This window comes from Streptomyces sp. KMM 9044, from assembly GCF_024701375.2.
Classification (GTDB): domain Bacteria; phylum Actinomycetota; class Actinomycetes; order Streptomycetales; family Streptomycetaceae; genus Streptomyces.
In genome coordinates this window covers 4,877,719-4,898,653 of the sequence record NZ_CP113910.1, presented here as the reverse complement: position 1 = coordinate 4,898,653, position 20,935 = coordinate 4,877,719, and the positions used below count along the sequence as shown (strand labels likewise).

General features: G+C 73.5%; 15 protein-coding genes and 2 pseudogenes. 10 read left to right on the top strand and 7 right to left on the bottom strand.

All coding sequences use genetic code 11. The features are described from left to right. Positions 1-98: 98 nt before the first annotated feature. From HUV60_RS22020 to HUV60_RS22015, 3 genes and pseudogenes are all read right to left on the bottom strand, one after another. A complete protein-coding gene (locus HUV60_RS22020) occupies positions 99-656 on the bottom strand; it encodes a group II intron maturase-specific domain-containing protein (protein ID WP_257848955.1) in 558 nt (185 codons plus the stop codon). A gap of 49 nt (positions 657-705) precedes the next feature. After that, positions 706-1,287, bottom strand: a pseudogene (locus tag HUV60_RS34020) (reverse transcriptase domain-containing protein); the annotation flags it as partial. 190 nt (positions 1,288-1,477) lie between these two features. Continuing rightward, positions 1,478-1,750, bottom strand: coding sequence for a hypothetical protein (locus HUV60_RS22015; RefSeq protein WP_257848954.1), 273 nt, complete (start codon positions 1,748-1,750; stop codon positions 1,478-1,480). Positions 1,751-2,294: 544 nt separating this feature from the next. Between HUV60_RS22015 and HUV60_RS22010 the strand changes: the two genes are divergently transcribed. The 8 genes from HUV60_RS22010 to HUV60_RS21975 are packed head-to-tail and all read left to right on the top strand — an operon-like array spanning position 2,295 to position 11,810. After that, the gene (locus HUV60_RS22010; protein WP_257848953.1) at positions 2,295-3,404 is read left to right on the top strand and encodes a DUF3344 domain-containing protein; all 1,110 of its coding nucleotides are present in this window, start codon (positions 2,295-2,297) and stop codon (positions 3,402-3,404) included. A 50-nt stretch (positions 3,405-3,454) separates the two neighbouring features. After that, on the top strand, positions 3,455-4,723 hold the full coding sequence (locus HUV60_RS22005) for a glycosyltransferase (protein ID WP_257848952.1): 1,269 nt from the start codon (positions 3,455-3,457) through the stop codon (positions 4,721-4,723). Continuing rightward, a complete protein-coding gene (locus HUV60_RS22000; RefSeq protein ID WP_257848951.1) occupies positions 4,720-6,147 on the top strand; it encodes an exopolysaccharide biosynthesis polyprenyl glycosylphosphotransferase in 1,428 nt (475 codons plus the stop codon). The genes HUV60_RS22005 and HUV60_RS22000 overlap by 4 nt, the downstream gene beginning before the upstream one ends. A gap of 5 nt (positions 6,148-6,152) precedes the next feature. Next, positions 6,153-7,514, top strand: coding sequence for an O-antigen ligase family protein (locus HUV60_RS21995; protein ID WP_257848950.1), 1,362 nt, complete (start codon positions 6,153-6,155; stop codon positions 7,512-7,514). Then, positions 7,511-9,220 (top strand): murein biosynthesis integral membrane protein MurJ, encoded by a 1,710-nt coding sequence (gene murJ, locus HUV60_RS21990; protein ID WP_257848949.1) that lies wholly within the window; start codon positions 7,511-7,513, stop codon positions 9,218-9,220. The genes HUV60_RS21995 and murJ overlap by 4 nt, the downstream gene beginning before the upstream one ends. Further along, the gene (locus HUV60_RS21985) at positions 9,204-9,998 is read left to right on the top strand and encodes a polysaccharide deacetylase family protein (RefSeq protein ID WP_443047375.1); all 795 of its coding nucleotides are present in this window, start codon (positions 9,204-9,206) and stop codon (positions 9,996-9,998) included. Before murJ ends, HUV60_RS21985 begins: the two co-directional genes overlap by 17 nt. Position 9,999: 1 nt before the next feature. Next, positions 10,000-11,157: a glycosyltransferase gene (locus tag HUV60_RS21980; protein WP_257848948.1), complete on the top strand. Its 1,158-nt coding sequence runs from the start codon at positions 10,000-10,002 to the stop codon at positions 11,155-11,157. Further along, a complete protein-coding gene (locus HUV60_RS21975) occupies positions 11,154-11,810 on the top strand; it encodes a lipopolysaccharide biosynthesis protein (protein WP_257848947.1) in 657 nt (218 codons plus the stop codon). Before HUV60_RS21980 ends, HUV60_RS21975 begins: the two co-directional genes overlap by 4 nt. Before the next feature lie 71 nt (positions 11,811-11,881). On the opposite strand, the gene HUV60_RS21970 is transcribed toward HUV60_RS21975, so the two are convergent. Next, positions 11,882-13,192 carry a glycoside hydrolase family 26 protein gene (locus HUV60_RS21970; protein WP_257848945.1) on the bottom strand — a complete coding sequence of 437 codons (1,311 nt, stop codon included), beginning with the start codon at positions 13,190-13,192 and terminating at the stop codon, positions 11,882-11,884. A 218-nt stretch (positions 13,193-13,410) separates the two neighbouring features. On the opposite strand from HUV60_RS21970, the gene HUV60_RS21965 reads away from it, so the two are divergent. Together HUV60_RS21965 and HUV60_RS21960 are read left to right on the top strand one after the other, a co-directional pair. Continuing rightward, entirely contained in the window at positions 13,411-14,664 is a 1,254-nt protein-coding gene (locus HUV60_RS21965) for a carboxylate--amine ligase (protein ID WP_257848944.1), read from the top strand. Between the two features lie 2 nt (positions 14,665-14,666). Continuing rightward, a complete protein-coding gene (locus tag HUV60_RS21960; RefSeq protein ID WP_257850202.1) occupies positions 14,667-15,935 on the top strand; it encodes a lysine N(6)-hydroxylase/L-ornithine N(5)-oxygenase family protein in 1,269 nt (422 codons plus the stop codon). A gap of 115 nt (positions 15,936-16,050) precedes the next feature. Here HUV60_RS21960 and HUV60_RS21955 read toward each other — a convergent pair whose 3' ends face one another. The 3 genes and pseudogenes from HUV60_RS21955 to HUV60_RS21945 all read right to left on the bottom strand — a co-directional run bounded on the left by HUV60_RS21955 (position 16,051) and on the right by HUV60_RS21945 (position 20,826). Continuing rightward, positions 16,051-16,980, bottom strand: coding sequence for a chaplin (locus HUV60_RS21955; protein WP_269441220.1), 930 nt, complete (start codon positions 16,978-16,980; stop codon positions 16,051-16,053). A 322-nt stretch (positions 16,981-17,302) separates the two neighbouring features. Beyond that, positions 17,303-18,738 (bottom strand): annotated as a pseudogene (locus HUV60_RS21950) (AMP-dependent synthetase/ligase); the annotation flags it as partial. A gap of 426 nt (positions 18,739-19,164) precedes the next feature. Continuing rightward, positions 19,165-20,826: a vWA domain-containing protein gene (locus HUV60_RS21945; RefSeq protein ID WP_257848943.1), complete on the bottom strand. Its 1,662-nt coding sequence runs from the start codon at positions 20,824-20,826 to the stop codon at positions 19,165-19,167. Positions 20,827-20,935 lie beyond the last annotated feature (109 nt).

Sequence of the window (20,935 nt, the reverse complement as noted above, 5' to 3'; positions counted from 1 at the left end):
CGCCGCGCGGCGAACGAGTGCACAATCGAGTAGGAGGGACGGTCGCCCGTCCCTCCTCTCACACCACCGGACATGCGGGCCACGCATCCGGCGGTTCGTCAAGCTGACCTCACCCGTTGCCAGGTCGGCTTGAGCATGCGCAGACCAGGATCCTCCCCGTGAGAGTTGGGCAGCGCCCGCTGGAGGACCACCGGTCCCGCGGTCCGCCAGTAGCCCTTGCTGCCGACCGCCCGTTCCCGAGCGGAACGCTCACCGATCCCGAGCGCCCGCAGGTCACGACGTCTGGTCGCGTGCCGTTTCCATTCCTTCCAGCGGATCTGCCGCATCCTGCGGTGGAGCCACTTGTCCAGCCCCTGGAACACCCCGGGAGTGTCCGCGAGCTGGAAGCAGCCCATCCAGCCAGTGGCGAAGCGGTTGATCCTCGCGATGCGTTCCTCCACCGCGATACTCCACCGGCGAGACGTCCGTTCCTTGATCCGTACCTTCCAGCGCGCGAGCGCCTTCGGGCCGACCCGGATCCCGACCTCCCCGCCCCGGACGAAGTAGAAGCCGAACCCCAGCATCGTCACACGAGAAGCTGGGACCACCGTCGACCTGTCCCGGTTGACCTTCAGTTTCAACCGCTGCCCGACCACGACCGTGACCGAGCCGAGCACTCTCTGAGCGGCCCGCCTGCTCCGCACGAGAAGCTGGGACCACCGTCGACCTGTCCCGGTTGACCTTCAGTTTCAACCGCTGCCCGACCACGACCGTGACCGAGCCGAGCACTCTCTGAGCGGCCCGCCTGCTCCGCACGAAGATCCGCAGATCGTCGGCATAGCGTGCGAACCGATGACCGCGCCTGAACAGTTCCCGGTCCAGATCGTCGAGCACGATGTTCGACAGGACGGGCGACAGAGGCGGCCCCCGCGGGGTCCCCTCCGCGCTCGGCATCTTCACGCCGTCCACCATGATCCCGGCTTCCGGATACCTCCGGATCAGCTTCAGAACCCTGCGGTCACTGACCTTGCGCGCCACCCGTGCCCTCAGGACATTGTGCTGAACCCGGTCGAAGAACCGGTCCGGATCAAGGTCCACGACCCACCGGTTGCCGTCCTCGATGGCCCGCCGCGCGACCCGGACCGCCTGACGGGCGGACCGGCCGGGACGGAACCCGAAGGACGCCCCGGAGAAGCCCGGGTCGAAGAGGGGCACGAGCACTTGCGCAACGGCCTGCTGGATCAAGCGGTCCAGCACCCGCGGCACCCCCCGCATCCGCTCACCACCGCCAGGCTTGCCGATGATCACCTGACGGACCGGCGCCGGCCGGCAGATGCCCGCATCGAGTTCAGCCCGGACCTCGGGCCAGTGCACCGCAACCCACGGCCTGAGTGCGGCCGTGGTCAAGCCGTCCACCCCCAGGCAATCGCCCACGCTGGGCACCCCGTACGAAGTCGGCCCCCGGTACGGACCGGGGGCCGACTTCGTACGGGGTGCCTCAGGCGTGCAGCCCCAGATCGCCGTGCACCGGCTTGGTCTGGTTCACCACGTCCGCCGCCTCCTCCGCGGTGCCGAACACCGAGGTCCGGGTCTCGTCGCCGCTCGACCCGCCCTGCGGCGACATGAGCTCGAAGGGGACCGCGGTGCGCGTGTTCAGGCCGGTGTCGAGGCCGGTGGACGCCAGGTCGATCTCCTGCGCGTACGCGGGCGCGGCCATGCCGGCGGCGATCAGGGACCCGGCAATGACGGCAGCAGCCTTCAGGGACTTCATCGTGTTCCTTTCTTCGGCAACGCGCTTCGCCGGAAGGGGTTTTGTGTCGTCGCGCCCAACGGTCCCCGGTCGGCACGGAAACCGGGCGACCACGGATTGGCGAGTCGTCATATGGGATCAAACGGCAGGCAGCGCCACCGGCGTCGGCGCGATGGTGGGCGCGGACGCCGGGATTCCCGGCCCGCCGGAGTGGCGCGGCGGGTCTTCGGCGCCGCGTTCTCACCCGTGTGGCCCTGTCCTGCCCGACGAGTGGGCGGGCGGGGAGTGCCTGTGCATCGCCCCGCACAGAACCTACTTCACGATTCCAACACACTTGCCGGTGTTGATTGAGTTTCGGCAAATTTGTCCGACTGATGGCTAGAATTGCGCCGACGCGCCCCCGGAGGCGGACGCATCGCACTCGTCGTGCTGCCTGCTCATCCCGGTGGTCCTGCTCGTCGTCGCCGTCCTCAGGCACGGCTCCGGCACCGGCGGCGCTGCCGGCCGCGGACGTCGTCTTCATCCATCCGGTCACCGCCATCCGTTCCGAAAGGCTCCGACGGTCATGCGCCATTCCCTGGGCCAGTTGCTCCGCCCTGCCACGGTGGGCGTCCTCGCACTTGTCGCGATGTGGGCGCCCTGGGGCTCCCCGGCCGCCTCGCCGGCCACCTCCCCTGCCGCGGCGCCCGCGCCGGAGGCGAGCAGTCTCCCGTTCGACCAGCGGTATCACGCGCTCCAGCACGGAGGCATCGTGCGCGCGGCCAACTCCTCCGCCACCTGCCGCACGAACCGGCCCCCCGCCTGCACGGACGCGCAGGCGGGGGCGCAGGCGGTGAACGGCGACTTCGACATGTTCTACGTCGACGTCGACCGCGACCCGAACACCTACAACTCCTCCCGCGCGGAGGTCCGCCTGCCCTCCGGCTCCCGGGTGACGTACGCACGCCTGTACTGGGGCGGCAACCTGCGCGTGGGCGAACAGAAGCCGGCACAGGACAACGAGCGGGTGCTGATCGCCGAACCCGGCGGGGCGTACAAGGAGCTCCTCGCGGACACCGTCGTCGGACACGACGTGGCGGACGGCGCGGACGCCTTCCAGGCCTCGGCGGACGTGACCGGGCTGGTGCGCGACAGCGGGCCGGGTCTGTACACCGTGGCGCAGGTCAACGTGGCCGCCGGCCGGTCGGCGGCCGGCGCCTGGGGCGGCTGGACCCTGGTGGTGGCGTACGCGAACCCGGCGGAGCCACTGCGGCACATCTCGCTCTGGGACGGCTTCGCGCCGCTGAAGTCCCGCACGGGACCCGAGGTCCGGCTCAGCGGTCTGGACCTCGCCGGGGACACGAAGGGCCTGGTGGGACTGGTGGCGTACAACGGCGACCGCGGCACCACCGGCGACTCGCTCACCGTGACCAGCGGCTCGCCCGCCTCCGCCACGGCGTTCGCCGACTCCGCCAACCCGGTCGGCGACGTCCTGAACTCCACCATCAGCGGGCCCACCGGGACTGCCCCGGCGCGGGTGCCGGCGTACTCCAACACCCTCGGCTACGACTCCGACGTGTTCACCCTCGGAAGTGACCTGTTGCGCGCCGGCGACCGGGTGAGCTTCCTGCTCTCGTCCCGGGCCGACGCGGCCTGGGCCGGCGTGCTCTTCACCGCCGTCGACGCCCGGCCGTGAACACGCCACCGCCCGTCCCGGACGCCGTCGCGCGCGAGGAATCCGTGCGCATGGACCCGTCCCCCTCCGGCCGCCGGCCACGGGTGCTGCACATCACCCAGCCGGTGGACGGCGGAGTCGCACGCGTGCTGACCGACCTGGTCCGTACGCAGGTGGCGGACGGCCTGGACGTCACCGCGGTCTGCCCCGACAGCCCACTCGCCCTCCGCCTGCGGGGGCTCGGCGCGCAGGTACGGAACTGGCGGTCGACACGGTCGCCCGCTCCGTCGCTCGTGCGGGAGGTGACGCACCTCGCGCGGCTGATCGACGAGGTGCGCCCCGATCTGGTGCACGCGCACAGCGCGAAGGCCGGGCTCGCCGGGCGGCTCGCGGTGCGCGGACGGATTCCGACGGTCTTCCAGCCGCACGCCTGGTCGTTCGAGGCGGTGGGCGGAGCCACCGCGGCGCTCGCGCTCACATGGGAGCGATGGGGGGCACGCTGGGCCGCACGGGTGGTGTGCGTGAGCGAGGCGGAACGGGCGACCGGCGTGCGTGCCGGGATCACCGGACGGTGGACCGTCATCCCCAACGGCATCGATCCCGAGCGCTTCTGCCCGGCCGGCACCGACACCGTGCGCGCCGGGCTCGCCCAGCTCGCCGCCCTCCACCCCGCGACGCCGCTCGTGGTCTGTGTGGGGCGGCTCTGCCGGCAGAAGGGACAGGACGTCCTGCTGCGGGCGTGGGACGCCGTCGTGCGGCGGGTGCCCGCCGCACGGCTCGTCCTGGTCGGTGACGGACCGGACCACGACCGGCTGCGCGCACGGGCGCCGGGGTCCGTACTGTTCGCGGGAGCCGTCCCCGACGCCTCTCCCTGGTACCAGGCCGCCGATCTCGTGGTCCTGCCGTCCCGTTGGGAGGGTATGGCCCTCGCCCCGCTGGAGGCGATGGCCTGCGGGCGTCCCGTGGTGGTCACGGACGTCGACGGCGCCCGCGAGAGCCTGCCGCCGTCCTTCTCCCCCCGTTGTCTGGTACCGCCGGAGAACCCGGCGGCGCTGGCCGGGGCCCTGTCCGGGCTGCTGCTCGACCCGCCACTGCGTGAGTCGCTCGGTGTCCTGGGCCGTCGGCACGTGCGGTCCGTCCACGACGTACGGCACACCGCCGAGCAGGTCACCGACGTCTACCGAGACCTGCTCGACAGCTGGCCCTCCAGCCGGAGGACACGTCCGTCCCGGGCCGTCGAGCAGGCGCGGCCGCTCGACGCTGGCTGCCGCACCGGAACGGCGAACCGGGTCACGCAGCGCGTCGAGCCCACCAAGTACAGGGAGTCCATCCGCTCGTGACCGTCGAACGCACCATGTCCTCTCCCGGCGTACCGCCGCGGGACCACGGCTCCTCACCCGTTTCCGTCATGCCACCGCGCGGCACCGCCGACGGACCGCGGCTGCCCGCCCCCCGGTCCGTGGCCCGGCCGGCTTCGCCCGTCCCTCTGCTCCTCGCGGACTTTGCCGCCGTCCTGTTGGGCACGCTGGCGCTGTCCGGCGCCCAACGGCACTCCCCTCTCGTCGTCCTGCTGATCGTCGCGTCCCTGCTGCTGCGCCCTCGCGGCGGCCGGTGGCCGGGGCCGGGGCTGCTGGACGAACTGCCCTCCGTGTGCGGCCGTGCCGCGGTGGCCTGGCTGGCGCCCTCGGCACTCTGGGCGGCGTACCGGCCGGAGCAGGCGTTGTCCGCCGGCACCGTGCTGACGGGCCTCGTCCTGCAGTCGGCGGCCGGCTGTGTGCTGCGCGCGGCCGTGCACGGGCGACGGCGCGCAGCGCTGCGGCGCCACCCGCACGCGGCACTCGTCGTCGGCCCGGCGGCGACCGCGCAGCGCGTGGCCGCCGCTTTACTGCGGCACCCGCGGTGCGGCGTGCGGCCGGTGGGGGTGGTCGCCGAGCAGCCGGACGGCACCGAGGGCCTGCCGGTACTGCGTCCCGGTGAGGAGGTCGAGCGGGCGGTCATCCAGAACGGGGTGCGGGCCGTGCTGGCCGTCCACCCCTCGGTACGCGCCGGGCCGGGACCGCTGCTGCACGCGCTGGCCGACTCGGGCTGCGTGGTCTGGGAGGTCGACGCCGACTCCCCCGCGTATCCGACGGGGGAACGGCTGGCCGGGTTCCCGTGCCGTCGCCTGGACCTGTCACCGGCGCACCGCGGCAGTGCGGGCAAGCGCGTGCTCGACATCCTCCTGTCGGGGACGCTGCTGCTGCTGGCCGGTCCGCTGCTGCTGGTGTGCGCGCTGACGCTGCGGCTCAGCGACGGGCCGGGCGTGGTGTTCCGGCAGGAACGCATCGGCAGGAACGGCGAGCCGTTCACGCTGCTGAAGTTCCGTACGCACCGGCCGGTCGACGAACACGAGTCGGCGACCCGGTGGAGCGTGGCCGACGACAACGAGATGGGCCGGTTCTGCCGCATGCTGCGGCGCACCTCGCTCGACGAACTGCTCCAGCTGTGGAACGTGCTCCGCGGCGACATGAGCCTGGTCGGGCCGCGCCCCGAGCGCCCTTACTTCGTCTCGCAGTTCAGCCAGACCTATCCGGGTTACGTGGCCCGCCACCGGATGCGGACCGGTATCACCGGCCTCGCCCAGGTCCAGGGTCTGCGCGGCGACACCTCGATCGAGGACCGCTGCCGGTTCGACAACGCCTACATCGACGACTGGTCGCTGTGGCAGGACATCTGCATCCTGCTGCGCACCGCGGTCACGCTGGTCCGTCCGACGAGGAGCTGACCGACGTGAGTTTCGCCCCCGCAGCACTCCCGCGCCGGGCCGCCGGGCTGGTGCCGGTGCTGCCCCTGGCGGCTCTGCCCGCCCTGCTGGCCCTGCCTCTGGCCCACGACGGAGCGGGGCCCGCGGACGTGGGCTCCGCCCTGGTGGTGGTGTACTGCGTGATCCTCCTGCTGCGCGAGCGGCGGCGCCCGCTGTCGCCCGCCGCGGCCGTGGTGCTGGGCCTGCCGGTCGTGGGGCTCGCGCTCGCCGCGATGGGGGCGTCCTCACCGGAGGCCGCCTTCACCGGCCTGGGCCGCTATCTGCAGGTCTTCGTACTCGTCCCGGCGGCCGTGCTGGTCCTGGTCCGTGACCGCACCGGCTTCCGGGTACTGGTCTGGTCGTTCGTGGGCCTCGCGCTGGGGCAGGGAGCCGTCGGCGTGCACCAGTACGTCACCGGGACCGGCGCCTCCTACCAGGGCGAAGATGTCCGGGCGGTCGGCACCTTCGGCGCCCACGACGTGATGGGCATGGCGACGGCGGTCTCCCTCGGCCTGGTGTGCGCGGTCGGGATCGCGCTGGGCCGGGCAGCCGTGTGGCAGCGGGTGACGGCCACCGGATGCGCGGTGGCCCTGCTGCTGCCGCTCGCCCTCTCCTTCAGCAGGGGCGCCTGGATCGCGACCGCCCTGACGTGCGCCGTACAGCTGGCCCTGGCGGGGCCGCGGCGCGCGCTGAAGGCGGCCCTGGCCGTGGCCGCCGTCGGCGTGGTCCTGACCGGCGGGTTCGGCATCGGCACGGACCGGTTGCAGGAGCGGATCGACAGCATCGCGCAGGTCGGCGACGCCCCCGACCAGTCCGTCGTGGACCGGTACGCGCTGTGGGCGGCCGCCGGCCGCATGTGGCGCGAGCAGCCGCTGACGGGCGTGGGCCTCAAGGGCTTCCCCGAGTACCGCGACGGGCACGCCACCCTGGCGCTGTCCTCGGGCAGTGACATCGGGGGCGCGGGAACGGTGCACCAAAAGCAGGCGCTGCTCTCGCCGCACAGCATGTACCTGCTGGTGCTGAGCGAGCAGGGACTGATCGGGCTGCTCGCACTCGCCGTCGGCTGGCTGACGCTGCTGGTGTGCGGGCTGCGGAGGCTGCTGCGCGTCCGCAGCCGTCGGCCGTGGCCCGGCCCTGGCCCGGGACTCGACTGCGGACTCGTCGCCTGCGGGCTGCTGCTCTGGCTGCTGACCGACTTCGTGTACGGCGACATCGGCGGCCCCTCGACGATGCTGGTCGCCCTGGGCCTCGGGCTCGCGGCGTGGTGGGCTCTGGCCGCCGGCGAGCGGGAGGACGTCGTGTCGCTGGGCACGGTACCGGAGCGTGTCGGGGGGGCCGCGGCACGATGACCGTGGTGCCCTCGCAGAGCCCCGTACCCGGCTCGGACACGGACGCCGAGGGGGCGGTGACCGTGTCTGCGACGCGGGCCACCACGCACGCCGGGAACGGCACCGATCCGGGCTCGGCACCGGCCTCCCGGAATTTCCTCGCCCGGGCCGCGCTCGTCACGGCGGCGCTGTCCATCGCCGGCTCCCTGCTCGGCCTGGTGCGCGACCGGTCGCTGGCGCGTCTTTTCGGTGCCGGCAGCGACACGGACGCCTTCCTGGTCGCGTGGACCGTGCCGGAGATCGCCGCCACGCTGCTGATCGAGGACGGGCTGGCGATCGCCCTGATCCCGGCGTTCAGCATGGCGCTGGCCCGACGTGCCCGGGGCGAACCGGGCGACCCGGTCCGCGCCCTGGTCGCCGCCACGCTGCCCCGGCTGTGCCTGGCCTTCGCCGCAACGGCCGCCCTGGTCGCCGCCGTGGCCCCGTTCCTGGTCCAGGTCCTCGCGCCGGGCCTGCCCGACCCCCGACTGGCCGTCGACTGCACCCGGCTCACGGCGATCAGCCTGCTGGCCTTCGGGATCGCCGGCTACTGCAGCGCCGTCCTGCGCGCACACCGCCGCTTCGTCGCGCCCGGGGCCATCTACATCGCCTACAACACCGGCATCATCGCCGCGATGTTCCTGCTCGGCCGCACGTGGGGCGTGCGCGCCGCGGCGGCCGGGGTCGCGGTGGGCGGCTGTCTGATGGTGCTGGTGCAACTGCCCTCGCTGTGGCGGCAGCTGGTGTCCCGCACGCCGGCCGCCGTGAAAGGGGTGGCAGGTGAGGCGCAGGAGCGGCCGGTACGGCTCGCCCTGATCGCCGCCGTACTCCTCTTCGCGCTGTGCCGCCAGTCGCAGGTCCTGGTCGAACGCTTCCTCGCCTCCTCCCTGCCCTCCGGGGCCATCTCGCACCTGAACTACGCGCAGAAGGTCGCCCAGATCCCGATGACACTGTCGCTGATGGTGTGCGTCGTCACCTTCCCCGTGGTGGCGCGGGCTCTGGCGGACGAGGACACCGAACGTGCCCGCGACCGTGTGGAGCGGGATCTGGTGCTGTCCTCCTGTGTGGTGCTGACGGGCATGGGCGCGGTGATCGCCTGCGCCCCGCAGATGATCGAACTGCTTTTCCAGCGCGGCGCGTTCACCGCGGACGACACCGTGGCGACCTCGGACGTCATGCGCGTGTACACCCTCGGGCTGCTGGGGCAGACCCTGGTGGGGACACTGGTCCGCTCGTACTTCTCGGCGGGCCGGCCCAGTTGGTATCCCCTCACGGTGATGGGCGCGGGCATCGCCGCCACGTCGGTGATCGGCGCCGTAGCCGTGCGCCCCTGGGAGGTGGCGGGGATCGCCGCCGCCAACGCGTTCGGCATCACCCTCACGGCCGCCCTGCTGCTGGCAGGTCTGCGAACGTCCCGGCGCGGCAGCCCCCGCGGTGTCCGCCTGCGGGTCCGGCCGGTCCTGGCCGAGCTGAGCAGGCCCGTGCTCGCCGCGGTCATCGCCACTGCCACCGGGGCGTTCGCCGCGAGCCGGTTCGCGTCCCCGGCGGCGGGGCTCGCGGCCGGCGTTCTGAGCGTGGCCGGCGTCTTCGCCGCGCTCTGTCCGGCCCTGGGTGTCCAGGGCTCCGTATCCGCCGTGCGCTTCGTACGCACCGTCACACGAAGGCTCGCCCATGGCCGCTCCCGTTGATTCCGCCGGTCCCGCGAACTCGGTCGACTCCGTCGATTCCTTCGACACCGGCAGACGCCCCGCCACGCCCCCTGTCCCGTGGGTGGCGATGTACCACTCGGTGGGTGACTGCTCGGACGATCCGTACCGCATCACGGTCACGCCCGAGCGGCTCGAGGGGCAGCTGGCCTGGCTGCGCCGGCGAGGGCTGCGGGGCGTGTCCGTGGCCGGTCTGCTCGCCGCCCGCGCCCGGGGCGGGGGAGGCCACCTGGTCGGGCTGACCTTCGACGACGGGTACGCCGACTTCGTCACCGACGCACTGCCGCTGCTGCGCCGCTGGGACTGTGGTGCCACACTCTTCGTCCTGCCCGGGCGGCTCTGCGGCGACAACGCGTGGGACCCGCTCGGCCCCCGCAAGCCGCTGCTGACCGCGGACGGCATCCGGTACGCGGCGGCCGAGGGAGTGGAGATCGGCTCGCACGGGCTGACCCACATCGATCTCACCCGGGCGGACGACCTCGTTCTCACGACCGAGGTGTCCGAAAGCCGTGAGCGGCTGGCGGAGTTGACCGGCACCCGGGTCGACGGCTTCTGCTACCCGTACGGCGCGGTCGACTCCCGCGCCGTACGGGCTGTGCGGGAGTCGGGCTACGCCTACGCCTGCGCCATCGACCCCGGCCCGCTGACCGGCCCGCACGCCCTGCCGCGCGTACACATCGGCCAGAACGACACGGCCTGGCGCCTGCGTCTGAAGTACCGGCTGCACCGGCTGCGCCGGCGCCCGGTGGAGGGCCTGTGACATGAGGGCTCTGCACATCATCACCGGCCTCGGCGTCGGCGGGGCCGAGCAGCAGCTGCGCCTGCTGCTGCGTCACCTGCCCGTCGACTGCGACGTCGTGACGCTCACCAACCCCGGTGCGGTCGCCGAGGGCCTCGCCGCCGACGGTGTCCGCGTCACGCATCTCGGCATGGGCGGCAGCCGTGACGTGACCGCGCTCTCGCGGCTGGTCCGGCTGATCCGCTCGGGCGGCTACGACCTGGTGCACACGCATCTGTACCGGGCCTGCGTCTACGGCCGGCTCGCCGCGCGCATCGCCGGGGTCCGCACGGTCGTCGCCACCGAACACTCCCTGGGCGAGTCCCAGATGGAGGGCCGCAGGCTGACGGCGGGAGTGCGCGCACTGTACGTCTCCAGCGAGCGGCTCGGCTCGGCGACGGTCGCCGTGTCCCCGGCGGTGGCCGACCGCCTGAAGCGCTGGGGCGTGCCCGCTCCCCGTATCGAGGTCGTCCCGAACGGCATCGACCTGGACCGCTTCCGCTTCGAGGCAGAGCGGCGCGCGCACACCCGCCGCCGTCTCGGCCTGCCGGAGGGTGCCTTCGTCGTGGGCGGCGTCGGCCGGCTCGCCCCCGGGAAGCGGTTCGACGTCCTCGTCCACGCGCTCGCCCGGCTCCCGGAGGACCACTGGCTGCTGTTGGTGGGCGGCGGCCCCGAGGAGCACGCCCTGCGCCGCACGGCCCGTGCGGCCGGCGTGGCCGACCGGGTCCTGTTCGCCGGCGAACGCCCCTACGTTCCGGACGGCTCCCCGGGCCCCGACCTGCCGTCGCTCACCTCGGCGATGGACGTGCTGGCGTCCCCGTCGCTGGAGGAGGCCTTCGGCCTGGCGGTCGTGGAGGCGCTGGCGTCGGGCCTGCCCGTGGCCTACGCCTCCTGCCCGGCGATCGAGGACCTGCCGCCGCCCGCGGCCGGTGCCCGGCGCGTGCGGGGCGGCCCCGAGGCGTACGCGCGGGCGATCGCCGAGGTCCGGGCGGCGGGCCCGCTGCCGCGCACCGCCCCGCAGGTCGCACACCGCTACAGCATCACCCGCAGCGCGGACCGGCTCATGGACGTGTACGCGGCGGCTGTCGCCCGTTCGTCGTCGTCCCCCTCCTCTTCCTCTCCGGGAGCAAGCTCCTCATGACCGACACTCCGACTCTCCGGCTCCGTCTGTTCCTGGCCCGTGCCAGGAGGCTGCCGGCCTGGTCCGTGATCGTGGCCGGCACCCTTGCCGGCTGCCTGTCCGGCGGCGCGTACGGCCTGTTCACCTCCACGACGTACACGGCCACCAGCTACGTCGTCGCCGTGCCGACCGCGCAGTCCACCCCGGAATCCGCCCGCGGGTTCGCGCAGGCGTACGGACGGGTGGCCACACAGCTGGCGGTGCTCGGGGACGCGCAGGTGTGGGCGGGCGTGCCGGTGCGGACCCTGCAGGACAGCGTGCGCACGGCGACCTCGCCGGACGCGCCGATGGTCGCCGTCTCGGCCACCTCCTCACGCCCCGACCTCGCCGTCGACATGGCCGACGCGGTCTCCCGCGCGCTGACCCGGCACGCGGACGCCGCCAGGAGCAGCACTCAGGTCCGGCTGGTGCAGTTCTCGCGTGCGGTGAAGCCGAGCAGGCCGACGTCCGCCTCGCCGGCGTTGACCGCTCTGGTGGGGGCGAGCGCGGGCGGCCTGCTGGGCTGGCTCGCCCTGCTGGCCCGGCCGCGGCGGAACGGCGGGGACGACGCCCCCGCCCCCGCCGCCTCGGTGCCCGGCCCCGCTCCCGCCGCCGATGCGCGCGGACAACGGTGACGACGGTGATCCCGGCCGGGCCGGCGACAGCCTGGGCGGGTGCGCTCGGGGGCGCGTCGGCGGGTGCGCGGTCACCGGTCGAAGCGGAGGCAGAACTTCCCGCCGAGCCAGAACTTCACCCTGCTGCCCGGATCCAGCGGCGTGCAGTCCTCCTCGGGCGGCGGTGCGGCGGGGACGGACGGCGCGGGTGGGACCGGCGGCACGGGGGCGAGCACCGGAGGCACCGCGGTGCCGCGGCCGAAGAGGAGGGACCGGTAGACGTGGGACGAGGCCGGGTTCCTGTCGCACCGCCACACACCGTGCGGACAGTAGTCGGACAGCGTGTTGTACAGCGGCTTGTGCTTGTCCATCCAGGCGAGCATGCGCCGCATGTACTCGGGATTGTCGCCGTTGCGGAAAAGCCCCCATTCGGCATAGGAGATGGGTTTTCCGTGGGCTTTCGCGAAATCCACGTGCGCCTGCAGTCCGTAGGGCTCCTCGACCTGTTCGTCGAAAGGCATTCCGGCCGGCTGGTCGTAGGAGTCCATGCCGATGATGTCGACGGTGTCGTCCCCCGGGTAACACCGCGTCCAGGGAACGTCGTCCCGGCCGCGGCTCGGCGTGAAGTCGAACCTGAACTCCTGGCCCGGCACCGCGCGCATGGTGGTGACGATCCTGTTCCAGTACGTCTTCCAGGACTCCGGGTCCGGCCCGCAGCGGTGGGTGTACGTGATGCCGTTCATCTCCCAGCCGAGCACGAGGACCGTGTCCGGCACCTTCAGCCGGACCAGCCGTTCGGCCAGCGCACGGAAGTGGCGGTCGAACTCCCCGGCCGCGCCCCGCCGCAACAACTCCCGCACCTCGTGGTCCGGGACACCCGCCTCGTTGCGCTCCTGCAGGGGCACGTTGAGGACGAGCATCCGGTCGGCCCTCTCGTTGCGCCAGCGCGCCCACGACTCGAGGAAGCGGACGTCGCCCTCGATGTCGCTCCAGTCGTTGCCGGGCAGGTAGGTGTGGCCGACACGGATTTCGGCGCCGCCCAGCCAGCGGCTGAACTCCCGAATCCGGGCCACGCCCCGCTCGTCGGAGCCGAGGAAGGCGCCGAAGGGCGGGCCCTGGACGCCCGGCACCTGGGCGGCCGGGGGCCTGACGACCGGGCCCGACGGGGCGGGGAGCGGTGGCGCCGGGATCAACGGGGCGGGGACCGACGGCGTGGGGACGGGCCGCTGCGCGGGGTCCGGGAAAGCAGCCGCGGCCACCGTCGGCCCCGGCGCCGGAACGCGGGCATCGCCGACGCTCGCCGCCCCTGCCGCGGGACCGGACACCAGGGCGGCCGACACCGCTGCCGCCACCACGCCCACGACCAACCCGCGGCCCCGGACACGCCCGTGCTGTGGGGCCATGCCTGCTCCTGTCTTCGCTCTTGTCTCCGGTCTTCCGGCCTCGGCCTTCTGTCCGTCGGTCCTTCCGTCCTTCCGGCTTCCTTTCTCCGGACTCTTTTTTGACGAACAGTCATCCGAAATTCAGTCACAGGAATTTCCCCCGCGCCACTGCCACTGCGGCTTTCGAGTGCCATGCTCGCCCGTGCGGGTGAGCGAATTCAAAAAGAAAGAGAGAGTTCGTGTCGCTGCTCGACACACGTGTCCCCGCCGTGCTTCTGCGGGTCGACCGGAATCCCTTCCACCACGGGACGCTCGGGGCCGTGCGCTCGCTGGGCAGGGCGGGAGTGGAGGTGCACGTCGTCGCCGACGAGTCCCGGAGCCCCGTGCGCAGCTCGCGCTACGTCCGCCGGCTGCATCCCCCGCCGCCGCCCGGAGCGTCCCCGGGCGACGTCCTCGCCGTGCTGCGCCGCGTCGCCGACCACGTCGCGCGTCCCGCGGTCCTGGTCCCGATGGACGACGCGAGCGCGATCGCCGCGGGACGCCTGCGGGACGCCCTCACCCCCTCCTGCCTCCTGCCGGACATGCCGGGCGCGCTGCCCGAACGCGTCGCCGACAAGGCGGAGCTGGCGGCCGTGTGCGCGTCGGCGGGCCTTCCTCATCCCACGACGCTCGTCCCCGACAGCCCCCAGCGGGCCGCCGACGACGCGACGCGGCTCGGGCTGCCGGTGGTGGCGAAGTGGAGCCGGCCCTGGCTGCTGCCGGCCGGCGGCGGGCTGCGCAGCACGCTGCTGGTGCGCTCCGCGCGGCAGGCCCGGGAGCTGTACCTGCGTACCCGGGAGGCGGGCAGCCCGCTCCTGTTGCAGGCGTATCTGCCGCCGGGCCCGGACCGGGACTGGTTCTTCCACGGCTACGTCGACCGGTCGGGTGCCGTGCGCGCCGGCGGACCGGGCGTCAAGCGGCTGGCCTGGCCGCGCGGCGCGGGACTGACCGCGGTGGGCAGCTGGGCCCCCAACCCGCACCTGCGTGCCCTGGCCGAGCGTCTCACCGGCGAGCTGGGCTACCGCGGCGTCTTCGACCTCGACTTCCGCCGCTGCCACGCGACGGGCCGCTACCACCTGCTCGACTTCAACCCGCGGCCCGGCGCCCAGTTCCGGCTCTTCGAGGACAGGGCGGGACTGGACGTCGTACGCGCCCTGCACCTGGACCTGACGGGCCGTCCGCTGCCGGAAGGGGTTCCGGTACCCGGGAGGGAGTTCGTGGTGGAGAACTACGCGCCGCTCGCGGTGCTGCGCGCGGCGCCGGGCGGACGCGAACTCGCCTGGTACGCCCCGGACGACCGCGGTCCCGGACGGGCCATGTGGCCCCTGTGGGCCCGTCATGTGTCCGGCCGGCTGCGGGAGCGGCCGGGCTCCGGCACGGCGGCACCGGCGTTCCCCGGGACTCCCCGGGCGGCCTCCCCCTCCCCGACCGACAACGAGAAAGCGAGCAGTTGATGATGTACGACCTTGTGGTGGTCGGCGCCGGTCCGTACGGTCTGTCGATCGCGTCCCACGCGGCGGCGGCCGGGCTGCGCCTGCGTGTGTTCGGCCGGCCCATGGCGTCCTGGCGGGACCACATGCCCGGGGGCATGTTCCTGAAATCGGAGCCCTGGGCGTCCAACCTTTCGGATCCGGGCGGGCACTGGGGCCTGGCCGCGTACTGCGAGGAGCGGGGACTGACGGCACGTCACGCCGAGCCGATTCCGGTGGCGGAGTTCGCGTCGTACGGCCTGTGGTTCGCGCGCCACGCCGTGCCGGACGTGGACGAGCGCATGGCGACCCGGGTGTCGTCGGGTCCCCACGGCTTCACGGTGGTGACCGCGGACGGGGAGGCGCTGCAGGCACGGACGGTGGCGCTGGCGGTCGGGGTGATGCCGTTCATCGAGGTCCCGTCCGCCCTGCGCGGACTGCACCCCTCGCTGGTGACGCACAGCAGCCACCACAACGGCCTCGACCAGTTCCGCGGCAAGGACGTCACGGTGATCGGCGGCGGCCAGGCGGCCCTGGAGACGGCGGCGCTGCTCGCCGAACAGGGCACGCGCGTACGGGTGCTGGCGCGGGCGGAGCGGCTGGTGTGGAACGATGTCCCGCCGCCCTTGGAGCGCCCCTGGTGGCAGTCGGTCCGCTCCCCGCACAGCGGTATCGGCCCCGGCTGGCGGAACTGGTTCTACGCGGAGCGTCCCGGCCTCTTCCGGAGGCTGCCGCAGCCGACCCGGGCCCGCATCGCTGCGACGGCGCTGGGGCCGGCGGGCGCGTGGTGGGTGCGGGAACGGGTGGAACACGCGGTGGAGGTACTGCCGGGCCACAGGGTCACCGCGGCCTGCGCGGTGTCGGGTGGTGTACGGCTGGACACGATGAACGGCGCGGGCACCGCGGGTGCCCTGGAGACCGAGCACGTCATCGCGGCCACGGGGTTCCGGGCGCAGCGCGAGAGGCTCGGCGTGCTCTCCGCCGAACTGCGCGGGGCGCTGGCGGTCCTGCCCGACGGCTCCCCGGCGACCGGGCGCGGCTTCGAGTCGTCCCACCCCGGCCTGTTCCTCGCGGGCCTGGTGACCGCCTCCGGGTTCGGCCCGGCCATGCGCTTCGTCCACGGCGCGACGTTCACGGCACCCGCCCTCGTCCAGGGCGTACGCCGTCGGCTCGGGGCGACTCCGCTGCGCGGGTCGACGGTCCCCGTTCCCGGAGGCGGCAGCCGGGCCGATTCCCCGGCGCCGGTGAGCGGCTGACGGAGCGGCCCCCGGGACCGGTCCGAGCCACCGTTCGAGGTGGTGCGGATCGGTCCCGGGGGCGTGTGCGGCCGACGGGCCGTCGGAGTCGGACGGGGTCCGGCCCCTGGAACCGCTAGCCGCGGGCGGCGCGCGTGCGGCGGTACAGCAGTGCCCCGCCCATGAGCAGGCTCGCACCGGCGGCCGAGGCCGCCAGCACGCTGTCGCTGCCGGTCTCGGCCAGGTGGGGCGGCTCCTCGCCGGTCGCCGGGGGCGGCGTGTGGGTCTCGTGCGTGGGCGGGGTGTGCGTGGGCGGGGTGTGCGTGCGGTCGGGCGGGGACAGCGGCGTCTCGGCCTCGGGCTCGTCGCCGGGCTCGTCCGGTGTGTGTCCGTTGCCGCAGTCGTTGCCGTAGGCGGAGTTGAGCACCCCGATCACGTTGACGGAGTTGCCGCACGCGTTCACCGGCGCGTGGACCGGCGCCTGGACGTTGTTCCCGGACAGCACGCCGGGAGAGTTCGTGGCGGCTCCCTCCGCGGAGGCGCCGTCGTCGGAACGGTCCCGCGAGGTGCCGGAGGCCCGGCCACCGGACCTGTCGTCCTGGTGCGAACCGTTGACGCACGTGTTGTCGTAGGCGGAGTTGAGTGCGGAGGCCGCACCGATGGTGTTGCCGCACGCGTTCACCGGCGCGTGGACCGGCGCCTGGACGTTGTTCCCGGACAGCACGCCGGGAGAGTTCGTGGCGGCTCCCTCCGCGGAGGCGCCGTCGTCGGAACGGTCCCGCGAGGTGCCGGAGGCCCGGCCACCGGACCTGTCGTCCTGGTGCGAACCGTTGACGCACGTGTTGTCGTAGGCGGAGTTGAGTGCGGAGGCCGCACCGATGGTGTTGCCGCACGCGTTCACCGGCGCGTGGACCGGCGCCTGGACGTTGTTCCCGGACAGCACGCCGGGAGAGTTCGTGGCGGCTCCCTCCGCGTGGGTGTCAGCGAGGGCGGGGGCACCGTACAGCGAGAGAATGCCCGTGGCGGCGGCCGCCGCGAACGCTCCCCTGCTCAGGGTCTGTCGCAATGTCGTGGTCTTCCTGCTTGAAGAGGTGGAAAGCCGGCCCGGGCACGGAGATCGACGTCCGAAGCCGACCTTGGCGGAGCCGGGAGGCCGGCGCATCGGACGCCACAGCGTGCTATGCGTCGAGAAGAACACCCGGAGGTCCGACGGCGGCGGACCCGGCGTCGGCAGCGGCTCCCGTGTCCGGCCCTCCACTCACAGGCGGGAGTGCCTGCGGGACAAGCCCGTGCAACCGCGGACGGAGCAGCACAGCGCGTTCCTTTCTCGTGGCGTCGCGTGCCCTACTGCTTCAGTAACCCGACTCACGGGAAACGGTTGCGCAGATTCACCCGGTTGGCCCTTTATGCAGACCGGCCCGGCCCCGCTCGCCCCTCAGACGTACAAGCTTCTCGATCTCCTGTGCGTACGCCGCCTGTGCCACCTGGCGTTTGACCTTGAAGGACGGGGCCAGCAGCTCGTTCTCCTCGGTGAACTCGCCCTCGACGAGGGGGAAGGCGCGGATCGACTCGGCACGGGAGACGGCCTCGTTGGCGTGGCCGACGGCCTTCTGGACGTCGGCGCGCGTCCGCGGGTCCTCGATCACCTCGGACCAGGGGGTGCCGGCGGGCATTCCGCGTACCGCCAGCCAGTGCGCGACCGTTTCCGGGTCGAGGGTGACGAGTGCGGCGACGTAGGGGCGGTTGTCGCCGACGACCAGGCCCTGGCCGACGGGCGGGCGGCTGCGCAGGCGGTCCTCCAGAACGGCCGGGGAGACGTTCTTGCCGCCGGACGTGACAAGGATGTCCTTCTTGCGGCCGGTGATGGTGGGAGAGCCGTCCTCGTCGAGGGAGCCGAGGTCGCCGGTGGCGAACCAGCCGTCGTCGAGCACCCCCCTCGGTGGCGGCCGGGTTGTTCCGGCAGGTCCCGAAGACGATGCCGCCCCGGACGAGGACCTCGCCGTCGTCGGCGATACGGACCGCGGTACCGGGGATTGGCGGGCCGACCGTGCCGGGGCGGGGGTCGAGCGGCGGGACGAGGGTGGCGGCGGAGGTGGTCTCGGTCAGGCCGTAGCCCTCGTAGACGTGGATGCCGGCCGTGTAGAAGAAGGGTTGAGGTCGCGTTCCAGCGGGGAGCCGCCGCTGATGGCGCAGCGCACCCGGCCGCCGAGTTCCTTGCGCACGCGCCGGTGGGCCAGCAGGCCGTACAGCGCCCAGGCGGCGTACAGGCCGGGGCCGGGGCCCTTGCCGCAGCCCGGGAAGCGGTCGAGGTGGGCCGCGCCGAAGCGGACGGCGGTGCGGTGGGCACGTTCGAAGGAGGCGCCGCGGCCGAGTTTCTCGGCGGTGGCGCGGCCGGTGTCGTGGATCTTCTCGAAGAGGTAGGGGACGCCGACGAGGAAGGCCGGGCGGAACTGCTCGAGGGCGGGACGCAGTTCGGCGGGTTTGGTGCTCGGCCAGTGGCCGGTCTCGATGCGGCCGATCCGGCAGGCGATCTGCAGGGTGCGGCCGAGGAGTGCGCGAGCGGCAGGAGGAGCGGGGTCGGGGCGGCCTGGTCGCTGACCTCCTTGAACACGGGGTGGAGGAGTTCGACGGTGTGGGCGGCCTCGGCGAGCAGGTTGGCGTGGGTGAGGATGCAGCCCTCGGGGCGGCCGGTGGTGCCGGGGGTGAGCGCTGTACGGCGCTCGGTGATCTCCTCGTCGGGGACGTCCCGGCCGAGGGCGGTGAGGCCGGCGAGGGCGTCCGCGTCGAGTTCCCAGGTGCGCGGCGGTTGGGGCAGGGCGGCGGTGGCCGGCGGCGGAGCGAGGGGCTCCGTACGGACCTCGCGCCCGACGCCGTGCTCGCCCCTGGTGGTACCGGTTCTGGTGCGGGCGGTCGGGTCGGTACGTCGTTTCGCCCGTTTCAGATCCCTGAGTGCACCCTTGACGGCTCCCGGTCGCGGCTGATGCGGTCGTGCTGGTGCCGCCCGATTACCTACTTTGAAGTGAACTTAGACTCCGTTGCTCAATTCGGGGGAGGGTCACGCACCGCATCCGGGAGGGGCCGGCCGGGGCCGGACCGCCTCCTCGCGAGGCCCGTTCCCTGCGCCCCGTCCACGGGCCGGCGTCACTCTCCGCAATGGAGCAACAGAGTCAACTTACCGGTGCGCAATGACGAGTCAACGGGGTGGGCCCGCCCGGGCGGACCGGGCGGGCCCTGAGGAGCTGTGCTCCGGTCAGTGGAGGCGGTCGGCGGTGCGGATCGCCTCGGCCAGGTCGTGGAGGTCCTTGTCCTCGGTGCGGCCGGCCAGGCGGGCCGCGTGGTCCGCGAGTTCGTCCAGGCGCGGGGCGCCGGGCAGGGCGCGGTGGCGGCGGCCGTCCAGGCACAGGGCGTCGGCGAAGTAGGCGGCGGTCGCGGTGACCGTGAGGCCGCGTTCGCCGGTCCAGACGGAGTCGCCGAGATCGCCGGCCTCCAGGTCGCCGCTCTCCTCGTGCGGGGCGCGGGAGCCGGGGTCGAGCCAGCGGACGGTGGCCGTGGCGAGGTGGCCGTCGGGGGCGTCGGACCGGGTGCGGACCGCGTACAGGGCGGTGACGGTGTGGCCGGGGCCGACCTCGCCGCCGTCGACGTCGTCGTCGCGGAAGTCCTCGTCGGCGACCCGGCGGTTGTCGTAGCCGACGAGGCGGAACTCGGCGACCGTACCGGGGTCGAAGGCCACCTGGGCCTTCGCGTCCCTGGCGGTCAGCCCGATGTTGCGGGGCAGTTGTTCGCTGAAGACCTCCCGGGCCTCCTCCTCGTCGGACACGTACACCGTGTGGCCGTCGCCCTTGTCGGCGAGGCGTTCCATGAGGGCGTCGCCGTAGTCGCTGCCGACGCCGACGCCGAAGAGGGTGATGCCGTGTTCGCGGCGGGACTCCCCGATGCGTTCGAGGATCGTGTCGGCGTCGGTGTCGCCGGTGTTGGCGAGTGCGTCGGAGACCAGGACGACCCGGTTGGTGGCGCCCCTGCGCAGTCCTTCGACGGCGGCCTCGTAGCCGGCCTCGACGCCCGCACCGAGGTTGGTGGACAGGGCCGGCTCCAGGCGGTCGATGGCGTCGTGGACCTCGCCCCGGTTGCCGTCGAGGCGGGTCATCGGCAGGACGGTCTCGGCCTCGTCGCTGAAGGTGACGATCGCGACGGAGTCCTCGTCGCGCAGCCGGTCCGTCATGGTGGCGAGGGATTCCCGGGCGAGGTCGAGGCGGCCCGGTTCGTCCATGGAACCGGAGATGTCGATGACGAAGGTGAGGGCGGCGGGCGGGCGGTCCCCGCCCGGCCCGGCGGACCGGGTGGCGAGGCCGACGCGGACCAGGGACCAGTCGTCCTCGTCGGTGCGGGCTCCGTCGACGGTGACCGTGAAGCCGTCGCCGTCCGGGCGTTCGTAGTTCTGCCGGAAGCTGTTGACGAACTCCTCGGGCCGGACCGTCGACGGGTCGGGCAGCCTGCCCTCGGAGAGGGTACGCCGGGCGTAACCGTAGGAGGCGGTGTCGACGTCGAGGGCGAAGGTGGACAGGTGGTCGGCGGGGTCGGGCGCGATGCCCCGGCCCCCGTCCTGCTCCCCCTCGCGCTGCCGGTCGGTGCCGTCGGGCGCGGGGAGCGGGACCGCGTCACCGCCCCGGCCGCCGTCCCCGCCGCCGATGCCTCCCCCGGGCCCGCCTCCCCCGTCGTACGAGGAGTCGGACGCCTTGCCGCCGTTCCCGTCGCCGCCGCCGCACGCGGTGAGCAGCAGGCCGCTCGCCGCCGTGAGCGCGACCAGCGCGGCGCGGAGGCGGCGGGCCCCCCGGAGTGGCCGGTGGCGTGTCCGGGCGCCGTCCCGTCGTGTCGCCCTCGTCCCGTTCGGTGTCCGGTCCGTCGTCCGCTTCATCGTCCGTTCCCCCTCATGCCGTGGGCGTCGACTTCTCGACTGTGACGCCGGAGCGTGGCGGAACGTGCGCTACGGGGCGTTGCGGATGAGTCTCGAAGCGGACACGGAA

Coding starts and splice junctions, on each gene's coding strand:
- HUV60_RS22005 (WP_257848952.1), top strand. CDS start 3,455: ATGGACCCGTCCCCCTCCGGCCGCCGGCCACGGGTGCTGCACATCACC.
- HUV60_RS21960 (WP_257850202.1), top strand. CDS start 14,667: ATGTACGACCTTGTGGTGGTCGGCGCCGGTCCGTACGGTCTGTCGATC.
- HUV60_RS21975 (WP_257848947.1), top strand. CDS start 11,154: ATGACCGACACTCCGACTCTCCGGCTCCGTCTGTTCCTGGCCCGTGCC.
- HUV60_RS21945 (WP_257848943.1), bottom strand. CDS start 20,826: ATGAAGCGGACGACGGACCGGACACCGAACGGGACGAGGGCGACACGA.
- HUV60_RS21985 (WP_443047375.1), top strand. CDS start 9,204: ATGGCCGCTCCCGTTGATTCCGCCGGTCCCGCGAACTCGGTCGACTCC.
- HUV60_RS21970 (WP_257848945.1), bottom strand. CDS start 13,192: ATGGCCCCACAGCACGGGCGTGTCCGGGGCCGCGGGTTGGTCGTGGGC.
- murJ (WP_257848949.1), top strand. CDS start 7,511: ATGACCGTGGTGCCCTCGCAGAGCCCCGTACCCGGCTCGGACACGGAC.
- HUV60_RS22015 (WP_257848954.1), bottom strand. CDS start 1,750: ATGAAGTCCCTGAAGGCTGCTGCCGTCATTGCCGGGTCCCTGATCGCC.
- HUV60_RS21980 (WP_257848948.1), top strand. CDS start 10,000: ATGAGGGCTCTGCACATCATCACCGGCCTCGGCGTCGGCGGGGCCGAG.
- HUV60_RS22010 (WP_257848953.1), top strand. CDS start 2,295: ATGCGCCATTCCCTGGGCCAGTTGCTCCGCCCTGCCACGGTGGGCGTC.